At 56.3% G+C, this 19,702-nt stretch carries 12 protein-coding genes; 8 read left to right on the top strand and 4 right to left on the bottom strand.

Features of this window, described 5'->3' with window-relative positions:
- The first annotated feature begins 63 nt into the window (after positions 1–63).
- From ACVZTU_RS18025 to ACVZTU_RS18000, 6 genes are all read left to right on the top strand, one after another.
- Positions 64–867, top strand: coding sequence for a TnsA-like heteromeric transposase endonuclease subunit (locus tag ACVZTU_RS18025; RefSeq protein ID WP_482401034.1), 804 nt, complete (start codon positions 64–66; stop codon positions 865–867).
- On the top strand, positions 864–3,131 hold the full coding sequence (locus ACVZTU_RS18020) for a hypothetical protein (protein WP_482401033.1): 2,268 nt from the start codon (positions 864–866) through the stop codon (positions 3,129–3,131). The genes ACVZTU_RS18025 and ACVZTU_RS18020 overlap by 4 nt, the downstream gene beginning before the upstream one ends.
- Positions 3,131–4,198: a TniB family NTP-binding protein gene (locus ACVZTU_RS18015; RefSeq protein WP_482401032.1), complete on the top strand. Its 1,068-nt coding sequence runs from the start codon at positions 3,131–3,133 to the stop codon at positions 4,196–4,198. Before ACVZTU_RS18020 ends, ACVZTU_RS18015 begins: the two co-directional genes overlap by 1 nt.
- Positions 4,188–5,588, top strand: a complete 1,401-nt coding sequence (locus ACVZTU_RS18010; RefSeq protein WP_482401031.1) for a TniQ family protein — start codon at positions 4,188–4,190, stop codon at positions 5,586–5,588. Before ACVZTU_RS18015 ends, ACVZTU_RS18010 begins: the two co-directional genes overlap by 11 nt.
- Positions 5,585–7,204: a TniQ family protein gene (locus tag ACVZTU_RS18005; protein ID WP_482401030.1), complete on the top strand. Its 1,620-nt coding sequence runs from the start codon at positions 5,585–5,587 to the stop codon at positions 7,202–7,204. Before ACVZTU_RS18010 ends, ACVZTU_RS18005 begins: the two co-directional genes overlap by 4 nt.
- A gap of 267 nt (positions 7,205–7,471) precedes the next feature.
- Positions 7,472–9,490: a hypothetical protein gene (locus tag ACVZTU_RS18000; protein ID WP_482401029.1), complete on the top strand. Its 2,019-nt coding sequence runs from the start codon at positions 7,472–7,474 to the stop codon at positions 9,488–9,490.
- 108 nt (positions 9,491–9,598) lie between these two features.
- On the opposite strand, the gene ACVZTU_RS17995 is transcribed toward ACVZTU_RS18000, so the two are convergent.
- From ACVZTU_RS17995 to ACVZTU_RS17980, 4 genes are all read right to left on the bottom strand, one after another.
- Positions 9,599–10,483 carry an AbiTii domain-containing protein gene (locus tag ACVZTU_RS17995; protein WP_482401028.1) on the bottom strand — a complete coding sequence of 295 codons (885 nt, stop codon included), beginning with the start codon at positions 10,481–10,483 and terminating at the stop codon, positions 9,599–9,601.
- 806 nt (positions 10,484–11,289) lie between these two features.
- Complete coding sequence (locus ACVZTU_RS17990; RefSeq protein ID WP_482401027.1) at positions 11,290–12,618, bottom strand: ISL3 family transposase; 1,329 nt, start codon at positions 12,616–12,618, stop codon at positions 11,290–11,292.
- Positions 12,619–13,223: 605 nt separating this feature from the next.
- A complete protein-coding gene (locus tag ACVZTU_RS17985; protein ID WP_482401026.1) occupies positions 13,224–14,108 on the bottom strand; it encodes a serine hydrolase in 885 nt (294 codons plus the stop codon).
- Complete coding sequence (locus ACVZTU_RS17980; RefSeq protein ID WP_482401025.1) at positions 14,105–15,184, bottom strand: LysR family transcriptional regulator; 1,080 nt, start codon at positions 15,182–15,184, stop codon at positions 14,105–14,107. The genes ACVZTU_RS17985 and ACVZTU_RS17980 overlap by 4 nt, the downstream gene beginning before the upstream one ends.
- 182 nt (positions 15,185–15,366) lie before the next feature.
- On the opposite strand from ACVZTU_RS17980, the gene ACVZTU_RS17975 reads away from it, so the two are divergent.
- The gene (locus ACVZTU_RS17975) at positions 15,367–17,178 is read left to right on the top strand and encodes a penicillin-binding transpeptidase domain-containing protein (protein WP_482401024.1); all 1,812 of its coding nucleotides are present in this window, start codon (positions 15,367–15,369) and stop codon (positions 17,176–17,178) included.
- Positions 17,175–19,406, top strand: coding sequence for a transglycosylase domain-containing protein (locus ACVZTU_RS17970; protein WP_482401023.1), 2,232 nt, complete (start codon positions 17,175–17,177; stop codon positions 19,404–19,406). The genes ACVZTU_RS17975 and ACVZTU_RS17970 overlap by 4 nt, the downstream gene beginning before the upstream one ends.
- Positions 19,407–19,702 lie beyond the last annotated feature (296 nt).

The raw sequence follows: 19,702 nt of genomic DNA, 5'->3' as shown, positions 1-19,702 counted from the left end.
GCCAAAACTGCGTTTTTTGCTTGACGGAAGACGGTGTGTCAAGTATTGACCTAGCTCGGGCCAATGTGTTCGACTAGTGAGAAAGGTCACTCTTCCCCCGGAGCGTGTGCTAGATCATTGATGGCAAGTGGGGTGTTCAGTGCGTTTACGAGATCGATCATTCTCATGACCACAGACCCACAGTGGACGTTCAAAGTCGGTGGCGCCCTTTGCAATTGGCTGTGGGCTAATGGTGGTCCCGACATTTCTCGCCTCGAATCAGTACGGAGCCCCACGTCTACGGAATACTCGCGCCATGTACCGGTCCATGCTTACTCAGCAACAATGAAGCGGGTCTTACCCCTTGAGTCTGGGCTGGAGTTTGAGTTGGTTTTGTGGCTGGACCGCCGATCAGACGTGGAGTGCTTAGTCCCGCAACCGTGTCGAATCACTTCGAGCGAAGGGACGCGGCACGTACCTGATCTTCTGGAGCGAGACCTCGACGGCAAAGTCACAGTTTGGGACGCTCGTCCAGTGAGTCGTCAGGACGCAGAGTTTTTGTCTCGAGCCGCTCTGTCGGAGCGAGCCTGCAATGTAGTCGGCTGGAGCTACAGAGTATTCGACGGGTTAACGCATTCTGAGTCGCAGAATCTGCGTTGGGTTTCTGGTTATCGCCGAGCGCCCGAATGGATTGAAGGAGCGCGGACTGCGCTGGCACAGCTTCTGATCGGCGGTGCGGCTATCGGTGATGTGTTGGATTCTGACGACCAGGACGGACACATGACTGCTGCGATGTGGCACCTGATCTGGGCAGGAGACGTATCCATCGATTTCAATTGTCCTTGGTCGAAGAATACGCAGATCCGCTGGAACGGAGCCCCGAAGTGAGTACCCGTACGGAATTGTATGAGGGTGCGCTGATACTCACCGATAAGGGTCCTCGCATTGTCGTTGGACTGACCCCGACGTCATTTGTGACACGTGGAATCGACGGTGGCATTGAAGAGATCGATTGGCGAGAGGTGGAATCGGCCCGCGAAATTTTTGAAGGTCGAGTCGAAGCCGTCAGCTATTCAGTCACCGCAGCTTGGGAGGGCCTTGGTACTGACGCTAAGGAGCAAGCACTTGATCGGCAAGAAGTGGTACTTGAAATTCTCACCGGCTATGCCCGCGGACATGCTGCTTTAGCCCGTGATGGTGAACCATTCTGGCCCTTCGACCCGAAAGATCAGCACTCGTTGAGATTCCGATTGGCACAGATGTCGAAACGCCTCGAACAGGTATACTCCCTAGACCGAGCACGCCACCGAGAAGCGGAGAATTTTCGGACCCGCTCAAAACGCCTCGGCCCGTACTCTCCCAACACATTGCGCAATTGGTGTGACGCGTACACCAGGAGCGTTAACGGTGGCGTATTTGCACTGATCGATGGACGCCGCAATCGACAGTATTCACTCTACGAGTCTCTCGAGCCAGAAGTCCGACGGCACGCTGACCAGCAGGTTTCACGGTTAGATGGAAGCACGTCCGACTTGAACATCGACGAACTGTACCGCCGGACGATTCTTGCGCTTCGCAGCGAGGGGCTGACGGACATTGCAGTCCCAGAAAAGACCCTGCGCTCCTACTTGAGCCACTCGAAGAAGAAGGCAGGGCGCACAACGCGATCACAACGGACGAATCATCTCAGAGGATCTTCATCTCTGACATCGTTTCCGGCGTTAAGACCGGGACAAGTAGTGGCTATTGATGTCACACGGGCCGATAACCTTGTGTGGGATCAATGGAGCCAAAAAGTCATATCAGTTGAGATCATCACAGCACTTGATGTCGCCAGCAGAGTGGTTCTTGGAATTCGAGTGGTACCACGGAGCGCAGACTCCCATACAGCCGGACTCATCTTGTATGACGTACTTCGCCCATTCGCGATCGCCATTGAACCGGACGAAGTCCACGATTGGCGATGGGCCGGAGTACCGGAGGCGGTAGGGCTACTGCCGGATGCTGTCTCGGAAGCCGAGTCAATCTCACGGGCCGGGGCACCGTTAATCGGCGATCACGAGATACCGGCCGTATTGCCAGAGTCCATCCGCGCCGATCACGGCAGCATCTTCACCAGTGCCCACTTCAGGAACCTGTGCGAGCGCTTCCAAATCAATCTTTTACTTTCGAGAGGTAAGAAGCCGACTGATAATGCTTTCGTTGAACGGTGGCATGAGACTCTTCAACGCTGTTTGCAACAGGTGCACGGGCATAAGGGACGGAACGTCGCGCAACGAGGTAGCGATGTTGGCAAGTTGCGAGTCGTTGATGATGAACCTGTCTTCCTTGGCGATGGGCCGCTTTTGACAGCTCGTGAGCTCGAACTGCACCTGAAAGAGTTCATCGCGGTTGACTATCACCGATCGTGGCATCAAGGACTCACACTCGTTGATCGAGAAGTATCTGCCCAGGACGCTCAGCTACGGATGACGCCATTGGAGAGTTTTGACGCGATGTTGGCCGCGACTGGTCGATTGCACGTTTTGCAACGGCCCGATCTGATCTACGACCTCTTGCCCGTTGTGTGGGGAACGATCGGTCATGCCGGGGTTGAGTTCAATAATCTGACCTACGATTGCCGTGGACTCGACGAGTTCCGCAATGTCCCTAAAGGGTTCTTCCGTGACGGTGATCGAGCGACACCGTTCTTTAGGGATCCGCATGATGTGTCCCGGGTGTGGTTTCGGCACCCCGACAGTGACCGCATTATTGAGGTGCCCTGGCGCAAGGCCTATCAGCTCGAGGCGCCAATGACCGATGCAATGCTGGCGGAAGCATCGAAGCGGGTCCGTCAGCGTGGCGGCAACCGTGCACTTAATTCGGGGTCGGCGCAGAAGGAAATCCTCGATCAACTCAACGATGTCGGCGACCTTGAGCGTCTCCGGCGTAACCCTGAGATGTCGGACTGGTCGGAGAGTTCTTTGATTGCGGCACGGATGCGAACGGCGCGGTCGAAGTTCGACCATGCCGAGGCGCAGGGACTGATGGATAGCACTGAACCGGTGAAGCTCTTCCAGGATAGAACTACTTCGGAGGATACGAGTGCGGGTGATGATCTCAGTAGCTACTTCGATGATGTGTGGCCAGATTACGACGAATCGGAGACGTGATGGATGCCAGTGACTGGCACGCGTTTTGCCGCGCACCCAGCCCTGATCCCCCAGCATTGGGCAGGCAGACGAACGTTGTGCAGGTTCGAGGCGAACAGCGTCAACGTCATGCCCGGGAAGTCGAGCAATTCCTCGTGCGTTGTCCTGCTGAGTCGCCTCTGCACGAGAGGCTCAAAGAGGGACTTCGTGACGAGGTGGCAACGGTTGAACTCGAACCATTCGGTGCTCGTACTATCACTGCGGTGACGGCACCCTTCACTGCGGGCAAGAGCACGACAGTCAAGGCCGTCGCTCGTGAGCTCTACAGGGACTGGATGGCAGACTTTGCGGACGAGCGGCCCCGGTGGAACCCACCTGGACATGCTGATGTCGAAGCTGACCGGATCCCGATCATCTATGTCAATCTTCAAAGTGATACCTCGAGCAAAGACCTCTATGCCCAGATCTTGACGTTCATGGGACATGGTGCCTCGTGGACACGCAGCCAGTTGGCGATTAATACGTCGAAGGCATTCTCCATCCACGGGGTGAAGCTGGTGATCCTCGATGATGCTCATATGTTGCGGACACATTTGAAGCAGGGTCAGGCCACTTTGGATGCGATCAAAGCGATTGCTACGGAATTGGGCGAGGTCGGCGGAATGATGATCCTCGTCGGCGCGTGGACGGGGGATTCTGACCTCTTGGATGATCCGCAAGTTCGGGGGCGACTCAGCCTCCATCAACTCGACGTCTACAGCATCGGGTCTGACCAGGAGCGGGCCTTGTGGCAACGACTCCTCAAAGTCTGGGAGGACAAGATTGAGAGGTTTCTGCCTGGTATGGGGACCGGTGATCTGTCCCAATCGTCAGCCCGCTACTTGTATGAGCGGACTCAAGGGTATGTCGGTGATCTCGCGAAGTGTCTGTCCCAAGCCACGAGTCGGGCGATACGAGAGGGCCGTGACACGATCGTCAACGATGATTTGAAAATGGTTCGTCTCAGTGCCCGAGCACACGATCACGAACTCGGGAGTGGAACGACAGGCAAACGGAGACCTCGAAAGACCAAACGCAATGTGGGATGAGCGACTGCCGATCGTCTCGGTCCCACGTGATGGCGAGTCTCTCTACGGGATCGTCGCGGCAACAGCTGAGCTTAACCAGTGCACAATCCGCACATTGCTGCCGACGGCATCCCCGACGCAATGGGTTACGCCATCGGCACAGACGCTGAAGAGACTGTCATCACTTCTGGGCCTGTCGTCATCCGAACTTCAGGCGAGGACCGCGGGTACCTTCTTTGTCACTGAGTCGGGCGGACGGCCGCGGAATAGTAAGGAATTGTGGCCGACATGGGATAGGTTGACCTGTCCGCTGTGCCGGATTCACCGACCCGAATTCGACATCAATCTCGTTTTTGCCTGCCCGACGTGTGGCAGCCTGCTGTCATCTCCCACGGAAGACATATTCACAGTCTCTGCGCATGCGCTCGAAGTCCAGACAAGTGTGATCGACAAACTTCGTTACGAGGCCGCTGATGAAGCCAACGATCCTCGGCACAATACCATCTCAGAGTGCCGGAACTTGTTGGCTGAACTCACGCACTCCGTCTGGCGCGTCGCATCTGGGCCAGAAGCCCGAGAACTGTACGCATTCAGCAAGCGCCAAGAAGACCCCGCAATCGCTCACCTAGCCGGCCCGTCGATGACTCATGCGAAGCTGGCGGCGGCCCTTCCATTAGTCTGGGACGTCCTGTCCCGACAGCATGAACCATCAGACATTGCCGCGAAATGGCGCCTTGAATCACTCGATTGGACACGGCTACGGGCACAAGGGAGGAATGCTCTCGAGGTGTATCAATTGCCCGACTTGCTCGATGAACTTGGACTCGTGGAGGAAGACGTCCAAGAGAGCCTGTTGGCTTCTGAAAGGGAAAGTGATGTGAGGAAAGAAACGGCACGACAGAGCGTCAGCTTGGGCCTGATGGAACAGATATCACGCTGTCAACGCACCGGAACGACCAAGAAAACCATCCTGGATCAGTGCACTGTTGCCAATGTTCAGAAAAGGATGGTGTCCGTGATGGCCCGCAACGTCGGCGAACCGCTCCTTGCCGGTGCGGCACTTGAGATTGCCGATTCACTGTTCAACTATTCGCCCTTCCGCATTAACACCGTCGACAGCCGCTGGCACGAGAGTTTGCAACGACGTATCCCGCTAGACAGCTCGCCGTATGTCAGTGGGGTCGAGGCTCTTCGTGCACTCGATGACTGGATCACCGATGATGAGATCACCGCCGCCCAGCCCTTGGCCAGAAAACTGGCCATGAGCGACATCGGCGACGGTTATGTTGCCGCCATGCTGGTGGACATGAAGGGAATCGAAGAATTGATCGACTGGGACAGGAGAAACTTCCCCTCTGTGACAGCGGTCTCCGATGCCGAAGCTAATGATAGTGGAGCGCAGCATGCATGAGTATGTGGACACAGTTGGCGCCAATCGTGCCGGTGCCGGCAGACGGTGAAGGCCTGGACGGGTATCTTGAACGCCTCGGTTGCGCCAATGGCATCGATCGTCCTGCGTTGAGTCGACTGTGCCAAACGAGTCCTCGAGACTCGCTGGGCATTATTCCTCTATTCCTTCCGGGTCCACTGGCCGATCACATCAGCACGCTGACGAACTTGAACAGAACAACGATCACTGCGATGACGCTGGAAGGCTGCCGCGATCGGCTGCCGTATCGAATGACCAAGACGGAGGGCGACGCGAATTCGCTGCAGAGTCTCCGACGACAGGGCTGGTTCCCGCCGAAGGGCAGTGCCTATTGTCCACGATGTTTGGCCGTAGACGGTATCTGGCGACTGTGGTGGAGGCTTCCGCTCGTGACTATGTGCCTTGAGCACCAGCTGTATCTCAACTGGCAGTGTGGCGACTGTCGGAAAATGCCGCGATCGGTACGCTCGACAATATTCAAAGGCCACATGGACAACCCTGCAGTCTGTGGGAACCCGAATGGGACGAAAACCCCATGCAGCGGTGATCTCAGTTCGGCTCAAAGCTGCCCGGTACCGGTAGCTCAGTTACGCTTCGCTAGTCGTATCCGGACTGCTCTTGCCGGTGGTCGGCTCAGCGTGTGCGGACTAGAAAAGACACCCCGAGAGTATCTGTCGAGCTTGAAGACGCTGGCTATCGTCCTTCTCCAGCTTGCATCTGCACAGCCGACGGCGTCATTGTCACAGATTCTCATTTCTTCAGGGCCCGGTCTGCCTCCTGTCGACCGCCACTGGGCGGCAGCTCCTCCGCGGGATACTGCACTGCGTTCTCGCGTCCTTGCTTGCGCCGATACTCATTTGTCGAAGGCGACAGTACACGCTGCGGCCGAGGATCTGCGCGAATGGGTGTCGTTGGTACCGCAGGTCGGAGAAGCACGGTTGAAGTGGCTATCTGATCGGTCACCGGCAGATCCACTCATTGCGAGCCTGTTGCGTATGGCCGACCAGGATCGATGGCGGGTATCGCGTCTGCTGTCATCAACGGCACCGGGACAGAAGTTGTCGGTCCGAGCGGTGCCACAGCAACTGCCTAAGCACCTTTATGACCGTCATCTTGCTCCTTTACTCACGACGAGGTCGACAACCGGGAGGCTCTTCGGGTCGCTGTCGATCGTGCGGATCGCGGTGAAAAACGCGACCTGGGCAATAGCCGCGAAAGTACTCGGTGTCCCGCCTGATGTAGGGCCGAGGACAGCGCGAACAGTCCACCAACGGATGTCTACTGATTCACGGCAACTCCACTCAGCTATTGTTTCGATCGCCGGCGAGCTTGATTACTCACGGGACTGGCGGGTGGAAGAGGACCGAGTCCGCGAACTTAATGGCTCTCGCGACAACTGGGTGCGGACCTGGTTGCATGAACGAGTCCCCGGAAGTCGTACGAGTAGCGCCCCACATGCGGTGACTTATCGCTGGATACACGAGGCACACGGTCTGCTGATGACCACCCCGGCGTGGTCGGCCCCTCCCAGCCCTGATCAAAGAGCGAACTATCGAGCTTTTGAGAAAAGACTGCGGGACTGGTGCAAGGATCAGTGACAGTTTGAGTGTAAAGCCGCGAGTATCTGGTCAATAGGAACAGTAATGCCAGCATGTCATTTCCTAAACGTTGGCACAGCCCCGGCGCCTATTGCGCGACTGTACTGCCCGTTTAGAGCGATGCCATGCAATTGCAACAGCGTCGACCGGAGGTAGTTCCCACGACCGCTGGAATCTGACTTGGCAGGCAGTATCTGCATTTGATGGGTTATCGGCTACCCCGAAGACACGCTGCGAACCCGCGCTGGACGGCACTATAGTTGGGTCATGGTTCGGCTCGGAGGTTTTCCTGATCCTAGCTCTCCTGACGAGCAGTTGTTGGTCGAGAGCACGACAGTTGTGGGCTTTGAGACGGTCCATAAGTTCTTGCCTCCTGGTCCGGATCGCCAGAAGCATCTGGTCGAGATTCGGAACGCAATGACGTCGAATGCTGCAAGATTGCCGAGTTTGGTTGATGAACTCCGCAACATAATTTCTGGAAGAGACTTGGTACAGCTGCTCAATTCGGTGGTGGTCCCTGCCTCGATGGTCAGCCTCGACGTGGGAGAGGGTTTGGCTGACGGGGATCGCACCTCGTCGTGGGCTGCAAAGATCGAGTACCTGGTGGGGGTCGTATTGTCGATTGATCCCTCTGGTGAGGCGGACACCCCTCGGGAGATCACAGAGAAGGTGCTCGAGCTAGTTAGCGCGATTTTCGAAGCGGACTCTGCACGAATGATTACAAAGGAGCTGTCTAACGCGAACGGTGATGAGCCTGAGCGGGAGTTGCTGTTGCAACAGTTGAAGATGGAGTATCAATCGGATCGGATGCCGGGTTATGCCGTACACCTTCAGCGGGTAGATGACGAGGTCTTCGCCCGACATCGGGACTACTACTTGAAGGCTCTGGGGTTCTGTCCTGCTGACGTGATTAGGATTACTCGCAAGCACTCACGCTGGGCGAACGAGTCGTTGAATTCGGCGCTTTCTAATATGGCGGACCTACACAACGACGCAGACATTGATCCTGAGGTTGCGGTCCTATCCCTCCGGCAGGCTTTCGACGCGCCAACGCTGTGGGAGCCGGACGTCGTTGCAGCGCATTCGGGCGTCGCGGTTGAACAGGTCAGAGCCATACTGGACTTTTTCGCAACAAAACTCCACTGCCAGCCTGATTTTCGTCTACCTGGTGACAAAAATCTTGCACGAACGCATCCAGTCGTCGAGCTCGACGACGGAAGGTACCTGGTTCCAGACCCGTGGGCGATGTCTGCTGCCCTCCATAACCGACTCGCGGTGCAACAGCGTCCGGGATACGATCGGGCAAAGTATCACAAACACCGCCAAGACGCGCACGAGCGCTTGATCCTGAACTCGTTGCAGAGTGTGTACGGCGAAAACGCATGTGGGTCTCGGCATTATTTATCTCCTTCAGGCGAAGTCGGAGAAATTGACACATTGGTCCTATCAGAGTGGCCGCTCGTTGTCGAAGGCAAAGCAATTAGCCTGACGGAGGCAGGTCGCCAGGGAAAAGCGCGTCGAGTCGAAACGAAACTCGCGGAGATCCTTGGAAAGGCCCTAGACCAGACAAATCGAGCATTGAGCTACATCCTTGAGGAAGAGGGGCGGGAGTTCTCGCCCAAACCTTCTAGTCGAGCAGAGAAGCTGCTACCAGACGCAGTCTCAGGCGGCACAGCGGTCGTTGTTACGTTCGAGCGCATGGACCCCTTGGCGTTCAGTGGACCGGACGTGCTCGACTCCGTTCGTCGACCAACTTGGGTAGTTTCGCTGACCGATATGCTAATGGTGGCGGACGTTTTGACAACACCAGGCGAGTTCAGCCACTACGCGAAGAGGCGAGGGGGTATGGTCGGTTCCAAGGCCATGGCCGCCTCAGAAGCAGATCTCCTCGGCGCCTATCTAGCCGATCGCCTGCGCATCATCGACCGACCGAGTTCGAACGAATTCGATTGCGTAATCATCGGCTATTCTGCTGATGAGCTAAACGAATTCTATACTTCGCGCGAGCTCAGTCTGGCTACCGAGAAACCAGGAACTGGTGTTCCTGCAGATGTCGCGGACGCGTTGGCGAAGACCGCACGTGCGCCAGGATGGGCCCATTGCGTCGATACGGTGATGTTGGCGCAACCGACTGCGTGGAAGAAGTGGAAGCGATTCCGTAACCGGCATCGACGCGGTGGCACATTCACGTACGGGGATTTGTCTCTTGCAGTCGTGACACATGGCGAGCCTTCAATCAACTTCACTGCTGAGTCGATCACACTCCATGTTCCTCAGCGTAGGTGAAGAACGCTACCGGTGGCGGGCACCCAATTAGGAACCTGTTGAGAATCAGATGCTCGAACTCCGCTTCGCTGCAGGTATTCACGCGGGTACTGTTCTTTACATCATTCCCTATTGGCCACCGATGTATATTTTTGCTAACTCGATGAGGACCCCGCCCACCACGCTAGCTGAAGCATTTCCGGAAAAGGAGACTGCTCCGCTCTTTATTCGTTCGATGAAGCTTCGAGTTGCGGCGCCATCAACCCCGCCGTCATCGATAGCGGCAACAAACTCATCTACGGCCTCATTGTTCAAGCCGAGCTTCACTAGTTCTTGAATGAACTCGTCGCTGTTGCCTTCGATGCGAATCTTCTGGTTGCTTTTACTGCCGGTCGCGATATTCGTACCGTTGCCGAAGATGTTGTTGTTGACATTATAAACGACGGTGGCCAGTTTGGTATCTGTCTCCACCGTTGGCCCATCCACTCGCCCTGCGTTCGGATATTCTTCCTGCAAGTCCAACGCGAACTCCATCGCCTTGTTGCGTACGGTGTCGATCACTCCGCGCAGTGAAGGTCGGGAGATCACGTTCCAAATGCTGAAGAGCCCATAAAACTGAATGGCAAACGCACCGGACTCTTCGTAGGCTTTCACCCGCCACGCTGGCCACTCTGATTGAGCGTCCTTTTCCGCGTCTGCAAACGACTCTAGTTCGACGAGAGGCTGCTTCAAGCTGACAGTGAAGTCGTCGGTGAAACTAGGGTGAGGTGGAAGAGCCTGTGTGATACGGGAGTGTCCAGGACCGGTAAACAGGCCATTCACAACGGTCGACAACATTCTGTAGGCGGGCAGGCAGGCATCAGTGCTGTACCCATTGAGTTCTTGCTTGACCCATGTTTCGATCTCTGGAGCACCAATGCGGCGCGTTGCTACCTGCACCTTGCGCAGGAGATCACTGGTCTTTACAGCTCCATCGGTGCTACCGTCGATGATTTGGTCGAGAAGGGATGTCATGGACAGATTCTATCGTTCCGACATCTCATTTAGATGCCGAAGGTGCCCGGTTGTAAAGGAGTACAAGGCGGTGGAGACATGCTCTATGCCATGGAGGCCATCCGACGATGCCAATGATTTTGGAGCCAGGAGAATTCGCTGTGGCCGAGCGTATTATCGATGAGAGGTTCGGTCTAGGAAGCGGCCCCATTGCACAGCGCCACGCAAAATGACGCGTTTGGCTAATGTATACCGGCGTGTCATGTGCAAGTACGGGCATTTCTACAGTCTTCGTAGAGATGCGTCCTACTTTGCCCAAACTGCTCTGAAGAATTACGTTCGAGAGAGCGGCCTGTATTGCTTGACATGACGCAAATGGAAAGTACTGATCTTCGACCAGGTTCGTGATTCTATGGTGTTGTCACGCGGTGTAGGGAAGTGGCTTCCGGTAGCGCGCGTGTCCCGAAACGGTAGCGGCAGTGTACGCAGGGTAGCAGCAACCGAACCTGATAAATCATGCATCTGCCGGAAGTGTTCGGAGCTGTCATCTCCAACGCCTGCATCCGGAAGAACGGTTACGAATCGTCACCGCGCTGGTGACCTCTCAGCGGGGATTGTGCGTGGGGTGTGGGCGACGTCCAGGGACGTAACAAGGATGTCGAGTCCATCCGGCCCATCAGCACTTCCACCAAGGAGTACCGGGGCAAGAGCTTCCGAGATGCAGATGAGCCCGGGCATGCGCTGTGCCAAAGGCTGGGGCGCCTACAGATGGTGCGCAGCTGATATTGGACGGCAGATTACTCGAGCGCATACGGGCTCTTCCGGTTCTAGAGTGCGTTGACCCTGCTGGATAGTTGTCCGGAGTGGAGCAGGCATCGCAGCACGTAGTGCTCGAAGTTCCTGAAGCCCAGACCGATACCGCGCAGATGCTCAAGACGCCCGTTGATCGCCTCGACCGGCCCGTTCGATACGCCACCACGGTCGAAGAACGCCAGCACCTGGGACCGTTTCCGCCACAGTGTCCTCCCCAGTTGCGCAAGCTCTTCCAGCCCGCGCGGCAGGCCCCTGCGCAACTGATCGATCAGCGTCTGCATGAGACGCCTGCCCGCCTTCGGGTCGGGATGCTGATAGGCATCGATGACGTCCTGGTAGACGAGGTACGTCACTTCCAAAGCGACGTGATCGTCGTGTTCGGCCCACAGCCGCTCCAACCGGTCTGTGCCCCGCTTGTTCAGCAGAGATCGCCTGGTTAGCAGAGTCCGTCGTCCCTGGTAGAGGAGGTCCTTCTTGCGGCCCCGATGTCCGTGGATCTGCTGCTGCAATCGTTGTCTGCAGGCGGTGAGCTTCTGCCCGGCGAGCTGGACGACGTGGAAGGGGTCCATCACCGGCACGGATTCCGGCAGCGACTGCGTGGTCGCGGCGTGGTAGCCGGCGAACCCGTCCATCGTGACGATCCTGACCCCGTCACGGAATGCTGGGGAACGCTCCTGCAGCCACGTCGTCACGACTCTGGCTGAGCGTCCCGCCTTCACGTCCAGCAGACGTGCTCGACCAGTCCCGTCGATGAGTGGAGTCAGGTCCACGAAGATCGTCGCGAAGGAATCGTCTCCTTGTCCGCGCACGTGCTTCCAGCAGTGCTCATCGATGCCCAGGACACGGACTCCTGCCAGATGCATGGGATCCGCGTACACCAGAGACTTCGCAGCAGTGGTCGCCAGCTGGTTGACGAGATCCCACCCCAACCCGAGTGCCCGACTGATCGCTGAGATGCTCATCTGATCGCGGATGAGGCGTTTCAGGATCCAGGTCGTGGCGCGTTTCGTGGTCTTCGCCCCTGGCTCAGCGGCGTCGAAGTGGTGCTGGAAGATCGTGCGCCGGCAGCCGGCATGTACGCACTGGTAGCGCGGTAGACGCACGTGCAGACGGGTCGGGTGGCCGGTGATGGGAACGTCCGTGAGCTTGCGGATGACGTGATCCCGCAACCGGCCTTCAGCACCGCAATCGGGGCAGAAGCCGAGGGGTTCTCGTGGTGCGGCTTCGATGACGGTGACGTCCTCATCGGTGATCCGGGCGCCGGTGATGTGGATGCCGAGTTCGAGGGTGCGGCAGATGACGTCAGCGACGGGACACGACTGGGACGAGACGGTAGATTGCACGGCAGGGCCTCGGGTGTGAGGGATCTTGAGGAATTTCCATCTTCACCCAAGGCCCGCCACTCATTCACCACCGACACCAGGGGACGCGGGGGCCACGGCACGCACTCTGAAACCGGAAGAGCCCGCATACGTCAAATGAGTTTGACTATTGGACGCAGGGGCAGAGGGCCGACTACACGCTTTCGTATACCCGCACAGCTGCTACCGCTTCTCTACACCGCTTCTCTACAAGCGTGCTACTGAAAGCCCATTCCAAACACGCGGAACACAGTTTGGTCAATGGTCGTGATGGTGTGACCGATGAGATCATCACCGCCGTCGCTGGCGCCACCGACCAGGGTGTTAAGGCCAGGAAATTCTGTGTCCGCGAGAAGCACTCATGGCGGACAGACGAAGGTCGTCTGCGCCTGCGCCAGAGTTAAGAAAGCGTAGTTTGCCGTGGCTCGGTGACCAGAACGAGTATACGCAGCGGCACTGCACACCTCACCCCCACCTACCCGTGCACGTCGGTCCTGGTCAGCACTCGTGGCCCAAGATCCCTCTTGTACTGGTGGTAAAATCCGCACCGCCGCGCAATGTACTTGGTTTTCGACTGGATTATGGCCTCATAGAGTTCTCAAGTGCTCAACAGCGAGGCGTGCGCAGTAGCCAATCGATGCGTCAAGCTCTGGTTGAGAGAATGCCGCGATCCGCGAACGAGTGAATATTGCAACACTGAACGCCTTGGAATCTGCATCGATAACGATTCCAGCCTCATGACGGAAATTGAGAAACGTTCCTGTCTTTCCGTAGTACTCGACCGAGTCCATAGGAAATCCCGAAGCAATGCGATGTCGAAAGACTTGCGTTTTCAGCACCTTACGTAGCTGTGCTGTGCCTTCCTCTCCGATAAGTTCACCGGTGTGGATGAGTTCGAAGAGGCGTGCTATGTTGCGAGCTGTTCCAGTGTTGAACGCAGAATCGGGAAAATACGGTGCTCCTGACGTGTCGAAATGGTCGGTTGCGAGGAGGAGTGCTTCGACCTCGCTGCCAGCAGCAATCTCGTCGATTGCCGTGTAGAGATGGGACATCGGAGAGTCCACATCCATGGATCGGAGGTTGTTACTGATCAGAAGGTTAGCGATGCGGTCGGCGCCGACGACTTCAAAGAGCTTGTCGGTTGCGGCGTTGTCACTTACCGATAGCGACATAACCGCAAGATCGCGAAGACTCATCGTCACTTCGTCCTGAAGTGCAGTGATCCCTGTGCCGCCGGGAGTTGACGTGGTCGGGTCAACAGTGACTTGGCGTCGAAGGTCGATCTCACCTTTCTCTCCCGCCTGAATCAGTGCTGCAATCAGGGGGACTTTCGCAACAGAAGCCAGCGGTATACGTGAGGATTCTCTGATTCCTACCCAGTTCTCATTTTCGAGGTCTTCAACATACAAATAGCCTTCGGCACCTAGCCCGGTCCAGATGCCATTGATAGTGTCAGTGATTTCGTCGCTCATTTAGCTCGGTGTAGCCTCTCATCGGGATAACTTTCACGAATAGACTGGTGCGGTTGATGCTGGAGGTTCGTAGTGGCTCCGAGCACTGACGCGAGTGCACGTTCGAAAGCCGAATTTGCCGCTAACTCGCTAAGCAGATCAAAACGACGAGTGCCGATGGCGTACACGCGCTTCGCGAATATTGGCGGATTCAATCGCCTGTAAGGAAGTGAGTTCTTTTTTGCCAAGAATTCCGAGCACAGGAGCACAGATTCGTGGGAAAAAGCATGGGCGACCGCTGCGAATTCGCTCTCAGCGAGTTCCAGCTGCCGAAGATGAATGCCTTGTTTAACAAGTGGGGTGAGAAGTCTATAGTCATCAAGTAGTCCCGAATCCTCAGGCAGGACGAGAATCTTCTCTCGTTCTGTTAGCGAGGCGATCCGAGAGAGATCCATGCCCGCGGGCATCCCCCGTAGGTCTCTGACATCGATTTTTGGCGCCTTGTGCTGCGTTTCGATTGTGGAGTTCGTGTTTGCTGATTCAGTACTCTGGTTGTGAACTGACGGTAGCCTTTCCATTTGAGAAAACTGCCGCGATGCGACACCAATTTCAACAAACATGTCTGTCGCGACCTTCGATGAGAATTTCGACATATTTCCACCGAGCTCCCCTACTATCAATCCGGCCTCGAGTTCACCAGCCGCAATTCGGCCGTCGAGGGTGGCCAGACTCTCGGGAACAAGTCGGACCTGTGTGTCGGCAACTCGGAGGTGACTTTCGACATTAGCTAATTCTTCCGGGTCGAGATTACCGACTACCCCTACGAAATAGTCTTCAGTTCGGGGCCGCGCGACTTTCGGCAGATTCTCTACTCGCCAAAGTATCTCGGTAGCCTCGGCAAGGAGGCTTCTGCCCGCAGTTGTTAGCTCGATACGACGTCGACTGCGATCAAAAAGTTTGACACCAAGATGTTTCTCCAGATCAGCTACGCGCCGGGATACTGGCGGCTGCGCGATCCCCAGGTGATCCGCAGCCCGTGTGAAGCTTGCGTGCTCGGCGACAGCTAAAAAGTACTCGAGCGAACTCAGAAGGTTCATTCGTCGATCGTAGCAGTCGTATATCAAAATGGATATGAGTCGCGTCAGTTGCGGTATTGGACATCATGTTTCGGAGTTCACATGCTTGAAGTATGAAAAACCACAAGCGTCTCATCGGAACTCTCGTGTGCTGCACTCTGCTACTTGGTGGGGCAGTAGTGTCGTTGCGTTCACTGCCGTTCATGGCTCACTTCGCAGCCGAGCAAGCTGCAGCTGATCTCAAGGCGGGGTCGTTCGTCTCGCGTGTGTGGGAAGGATCAGGCGCTCCGCGTAGCTACCGGCAGATTGTGGCTGGACTTCGGGATGCTGGATTCATCCTGAAGAGTGTGGATGTCGTTTCGGTGGACAACGCCGACGTCACATTTGAGTGGAAATGGGAATCGCCTCTGTCGGTTGGAGGTCCTGATTCTGCCGACTCCAAAACGTGGGTTTATCAGACTCAGGCTCAGCTTGACCGTGTCGGCCCTTTGTGGAAAGTCAATTTTGAACCGTCTCTTGTTCACCCGGATCTCAACCAAGGTGAAGTGTTGAGAGCACAACCGACAGCGGGCCAACGCGGTCGTGTTTTGGGGTCTGAAAAAGAAGTTCTCGTCGAAGAGGGCAAGGTTATCGATGTGGGTCTCCATCCCGCAAAGATGAGCGAGGACCCAACCCGTACCTTTGACACTTTGGCAAAGGTCCTTGACATCGACAAAAAAGCTTTGAAGAAGAAGGTCGTGAGTGCGAAGCGAGATGCTTTCGTACCGGTTATCACTTTGCGCGATGAGGACTACCAGCTCGTCAAAATCGATATTCATAAGCTTCCCGGTACTCTCTTCCGAGAACGAGAGCAGTCCTTAAGCCGCACGAAGGGATTCGCGGCGGCAACTCTGGGCACCGTCAGCCCAGCTGACTCGAGTGAAATCGGAGATGATCCTGCCCACATCGCTGAGGGCACTGAGATCGGTCGGTCCGGGGTTCAGAAAGTGTTTGATGAGACTTTGCGCCCGGGGCTTGGCACCACTGTCGTGGTAGATGAAGCTGAGGGCAAGAGCGGCAACAAGGTGAAAACCCTGCGAGAGTTCAAACCTCGGGCTGGTAAGGACGTCGAGACCACGCTCGACGTAGCCACTCAAATAGCTGCAGAAGACGCTGCAAAGACTCAGTCCAAACCTACGGCCATTGTAGTCATTCGCCCAAGCGACGGCCACGTCCTCGCTGTCGCGAACCACGACGGGGAAGGGGCTGGGTGGGATCGCGCATTGCAAGGCCAGTATCCGCCAGGATCCGTGTTCAAGATCGCCAGCGGCCTAGCCATGCTCGATCGGGGGGTGAAGCAGTCATCGGTCCTCGATTGCCCGAAGACGACCAGCGTCCAGGGTAAGACGTTCAAGAATGCAGAGGACCATGTTTTGGGTTCAGTCACCTTGAAAAAGAGCTTCGCCGAGTCATGCAATACAGCGTTCATCAACGGTGCGGCTGAAACGACGAGCGCAGACATCTCCAAGACCGCTTCGAGCTTGGGAATGACGTCCAGCGATTTAGGCATAAATGCTTATATGGCTGACGTGCCCGAGGTACATGACGAAGTTGAGCATGCGGCGTCAATGATAGGTCAGGGCAAGGTCCTGGCCAGCCCTCTTGGTGTAGCCACCATGGCAGCTTCAGTAAAAGCAGGTCGTTCGGTCTCACCTGTGCTCATCCCCGGCGCTCAAGAACACACCGCCACATCGAGCCCAGATTTAGATACGAACCATCTCAAACAGGTGCGCGCCATGATGCGGGCCACTGTCACTGAGGGTACCGCTGACGAGCTGAAAAGTGTCCTCGGCAAACCTGTCTTCGGCAAAACCGGAACGGCAGAATACGGGGCTGAAGTCCCACCGAGAACACATTCCTGGTTCGCCGGTTTTCAGGGTGATGTGGCTGTGGCAGTGCTTGTTGAAGATGGTGGGTTTGGTGCCCAGGCCGCGGTGCCCGCCGCGAAACGATTCTTCCAGGAGATGAACTCATGAACACGCTAAAACATCTGGTGGCGTTCGTGGCGGTGTCAGTCATCGCGGGCCTCGTAGCGTCGGGCCTTCTTGTCCCAATCGCGGGGATGGGAACGACGGCTGCGGCAACAGGTGTAAGCATATTCGACAGCCTTCCTAGAGAACTTGAAGAAAGACCACTTGCACAACCATCGACTTTGTTCACGCAAGACGGCAAGAAGATCGCCGATGTCTACTGGCAGAATCGGAAGGAAGTGGGACTTGCGAAGGTCTCGGACTCGATGAAGAACGCGACGCTGGCTATTGAAGATCATCGCTTCTACCAGCATGGTCCTGTCGATTTAGAAGGTATATCACGTGCTGCAGTGAAGAACATAGTTTCCGGTTCTGTGCAGGGTGGTTCAACATTGACTCAGCAGTACGTTAAGAACGTTCTGGTCGCTAACAGCCAAGCTGAAGGTGATGACTCGTCCGTCCAATCTGCACGTGAGAGCTCTGGAGCGAAAGGGTACGCCCGCAAACTTCGCGAAATGAAACTGGCCGTGACCGTGGAGGAGAAATACTCGAAGGACGACATACTCGAAAGATATCTCAACATCAACAGCTATTCCGGCTCGCCCAACGTCTATGGTGTCCAAGCGGCCGCGCAGCAATATTGGGGCGTTGACGCCAAAGAGCTCAACGTGGCGCAGGCTGCCACGCTAGCGGGCATTGTCCGCTCACCGTCCCGTTATAACCCACAGACAAATCCTGACGAAGTACTCGATCGTAGAAATGTCGTCTTGGCGAAGATGCGCGAGTACGGATATATCGATCAGGCGGACTACAAGAAGGCCGTTAAGTCCAAACTCAAGATCAAGGCCAACACCAAGCCGAACGGTTGCCAGACTGCCAAGGAGTTTGCCTATTTTTGCGAGTTTGTCCAACACGAGATCAAATCGGATCCCGCTTTCGGCGAAACCGAGGAAGACCGAGAGAATCTGCTCAAACGTGGTGGACTCAAGATTGTGACTACTCTGGACTCCAGGCTGCAGAAGAAGGCAAATGAGGCGGTCCGGAAGCGGTTGCCGGTCGGGGATCCCTCGGGCGCTAGACAAGCTCTGGCCTCAGTTGATGTCGGATCCGGCGGGGTCCTGGCGATGGCTCAAAACACAACGTACGGATTCAAAAAAGGAAGCGCGCCGGGCACCACAGCAGTCAACTATTCAGTGGACACACCCCAGGGAGGAGGCGGAGGTTTTCAACCCGGATCGACGTGGAAGCCTTTCGTTCTCGCCTCTTGGTTGCAGGATCACCGCGGCCTTAACGATCAAGTGAACGGCTCGGGATCAAACTACACCGGCTTTTCAACATCTGGTTGCGACGGGCGTAACTACGCCGCGAGCGGCTACAACCCCCGAAACGCGGGCGACTCCGAGGGAGCTGACGGCGGCATGTCGGTGCTCGAGGCCACGAAGCACTCGGTGAACAAGGCATATGCGGATATGGCGTCGCAGCTGAATATGTGCGACATCCGCGACACTGCGACGAAGATGGGTGTCCATCTGGGCTCAGGAGCGGATCTCGAGTCACAAAAGCTCAAAGACGGGACTGAGCAAGTGCTCTATCCCTCATCGATTCTCGGCACTGTTTCAGTTTCGCCGCTCACAATGGCTGGTGCGTACACCGCGTTTGCAAACCACGGCAAACGCTGCCAAACGCATGGTATCGCATCAGTCAAGGACTCGGGCGGTAAGTCGCTTGATATTGGCGACGCGAACTGCCAGAGAGTGCTGGACGAACAGGTTGCCGACACCGTTGCGTATGCATTGTCTCAGACGTTTAATGGCGGCACGACGAGCAGCTTGAAGATATCTGAACCTGCGGCGGCGAAGACTGGTACGACCAACTTCGAAGTCGGAGCCAGCTGGCTCGCAGGTTTTACCCGTGGCATCTCAACTGCAGTGTGGACTGGTGACCCCGCAGGTACTCGTGACTGGCGTGAAAACGCTAAAGGGAGAATGCCAAGAATCGTTTATGGAGACACCATTTCAGGTCCAAGCTGGCAAGAATTCATGCAGTTTGCGGCAAAGGACTATAAAACTGGTGGTTTCCCCAATCCGAGCGGCACGCCCACCGAATCAAAGCCCCCGAGACCATCCGGCTCGGCGGACGAGTCAGGCCAGAGTTCTGACAAGGGCGAACGGACCCCGGGAACGAGCCGACCTCCCGACGAAAATAGTGAATCTCCGGCGTTGGGCGGCAACTAGATGGACCTCTGGCGAAGTGTAGTTTCCAGAACCGAAGACAGCGGCAACTATAACGCTGAGAACTTTGGGATAGAAGACGAACGCCGCTCAGGATCGCGACGCCATGATGTACCTGCCGCAGTAGCTGCAGGAGGCCTTGCATTGATGGTGCTCGGCATTCCGATCGCGTTATCGGCTTTCCTTGGACTGGCGTCACTATTAGGAGTCTTGCCAAACGAGGACACGGCTGGCCCTCGGGTGACCGATTCGGTCATACTCTTTGCCCTGTCGGGTTTGCTGATAGCAGATGTAGCTCT

This window comes from Brevibacterium sp. OS20 (genome assembly GCF_056837565.1).
The sequence above is the reverse complement of the archived record's forward strand: the minus strand, read 5'-3'. Positions and strand labels throughout refer to the sequence as shown.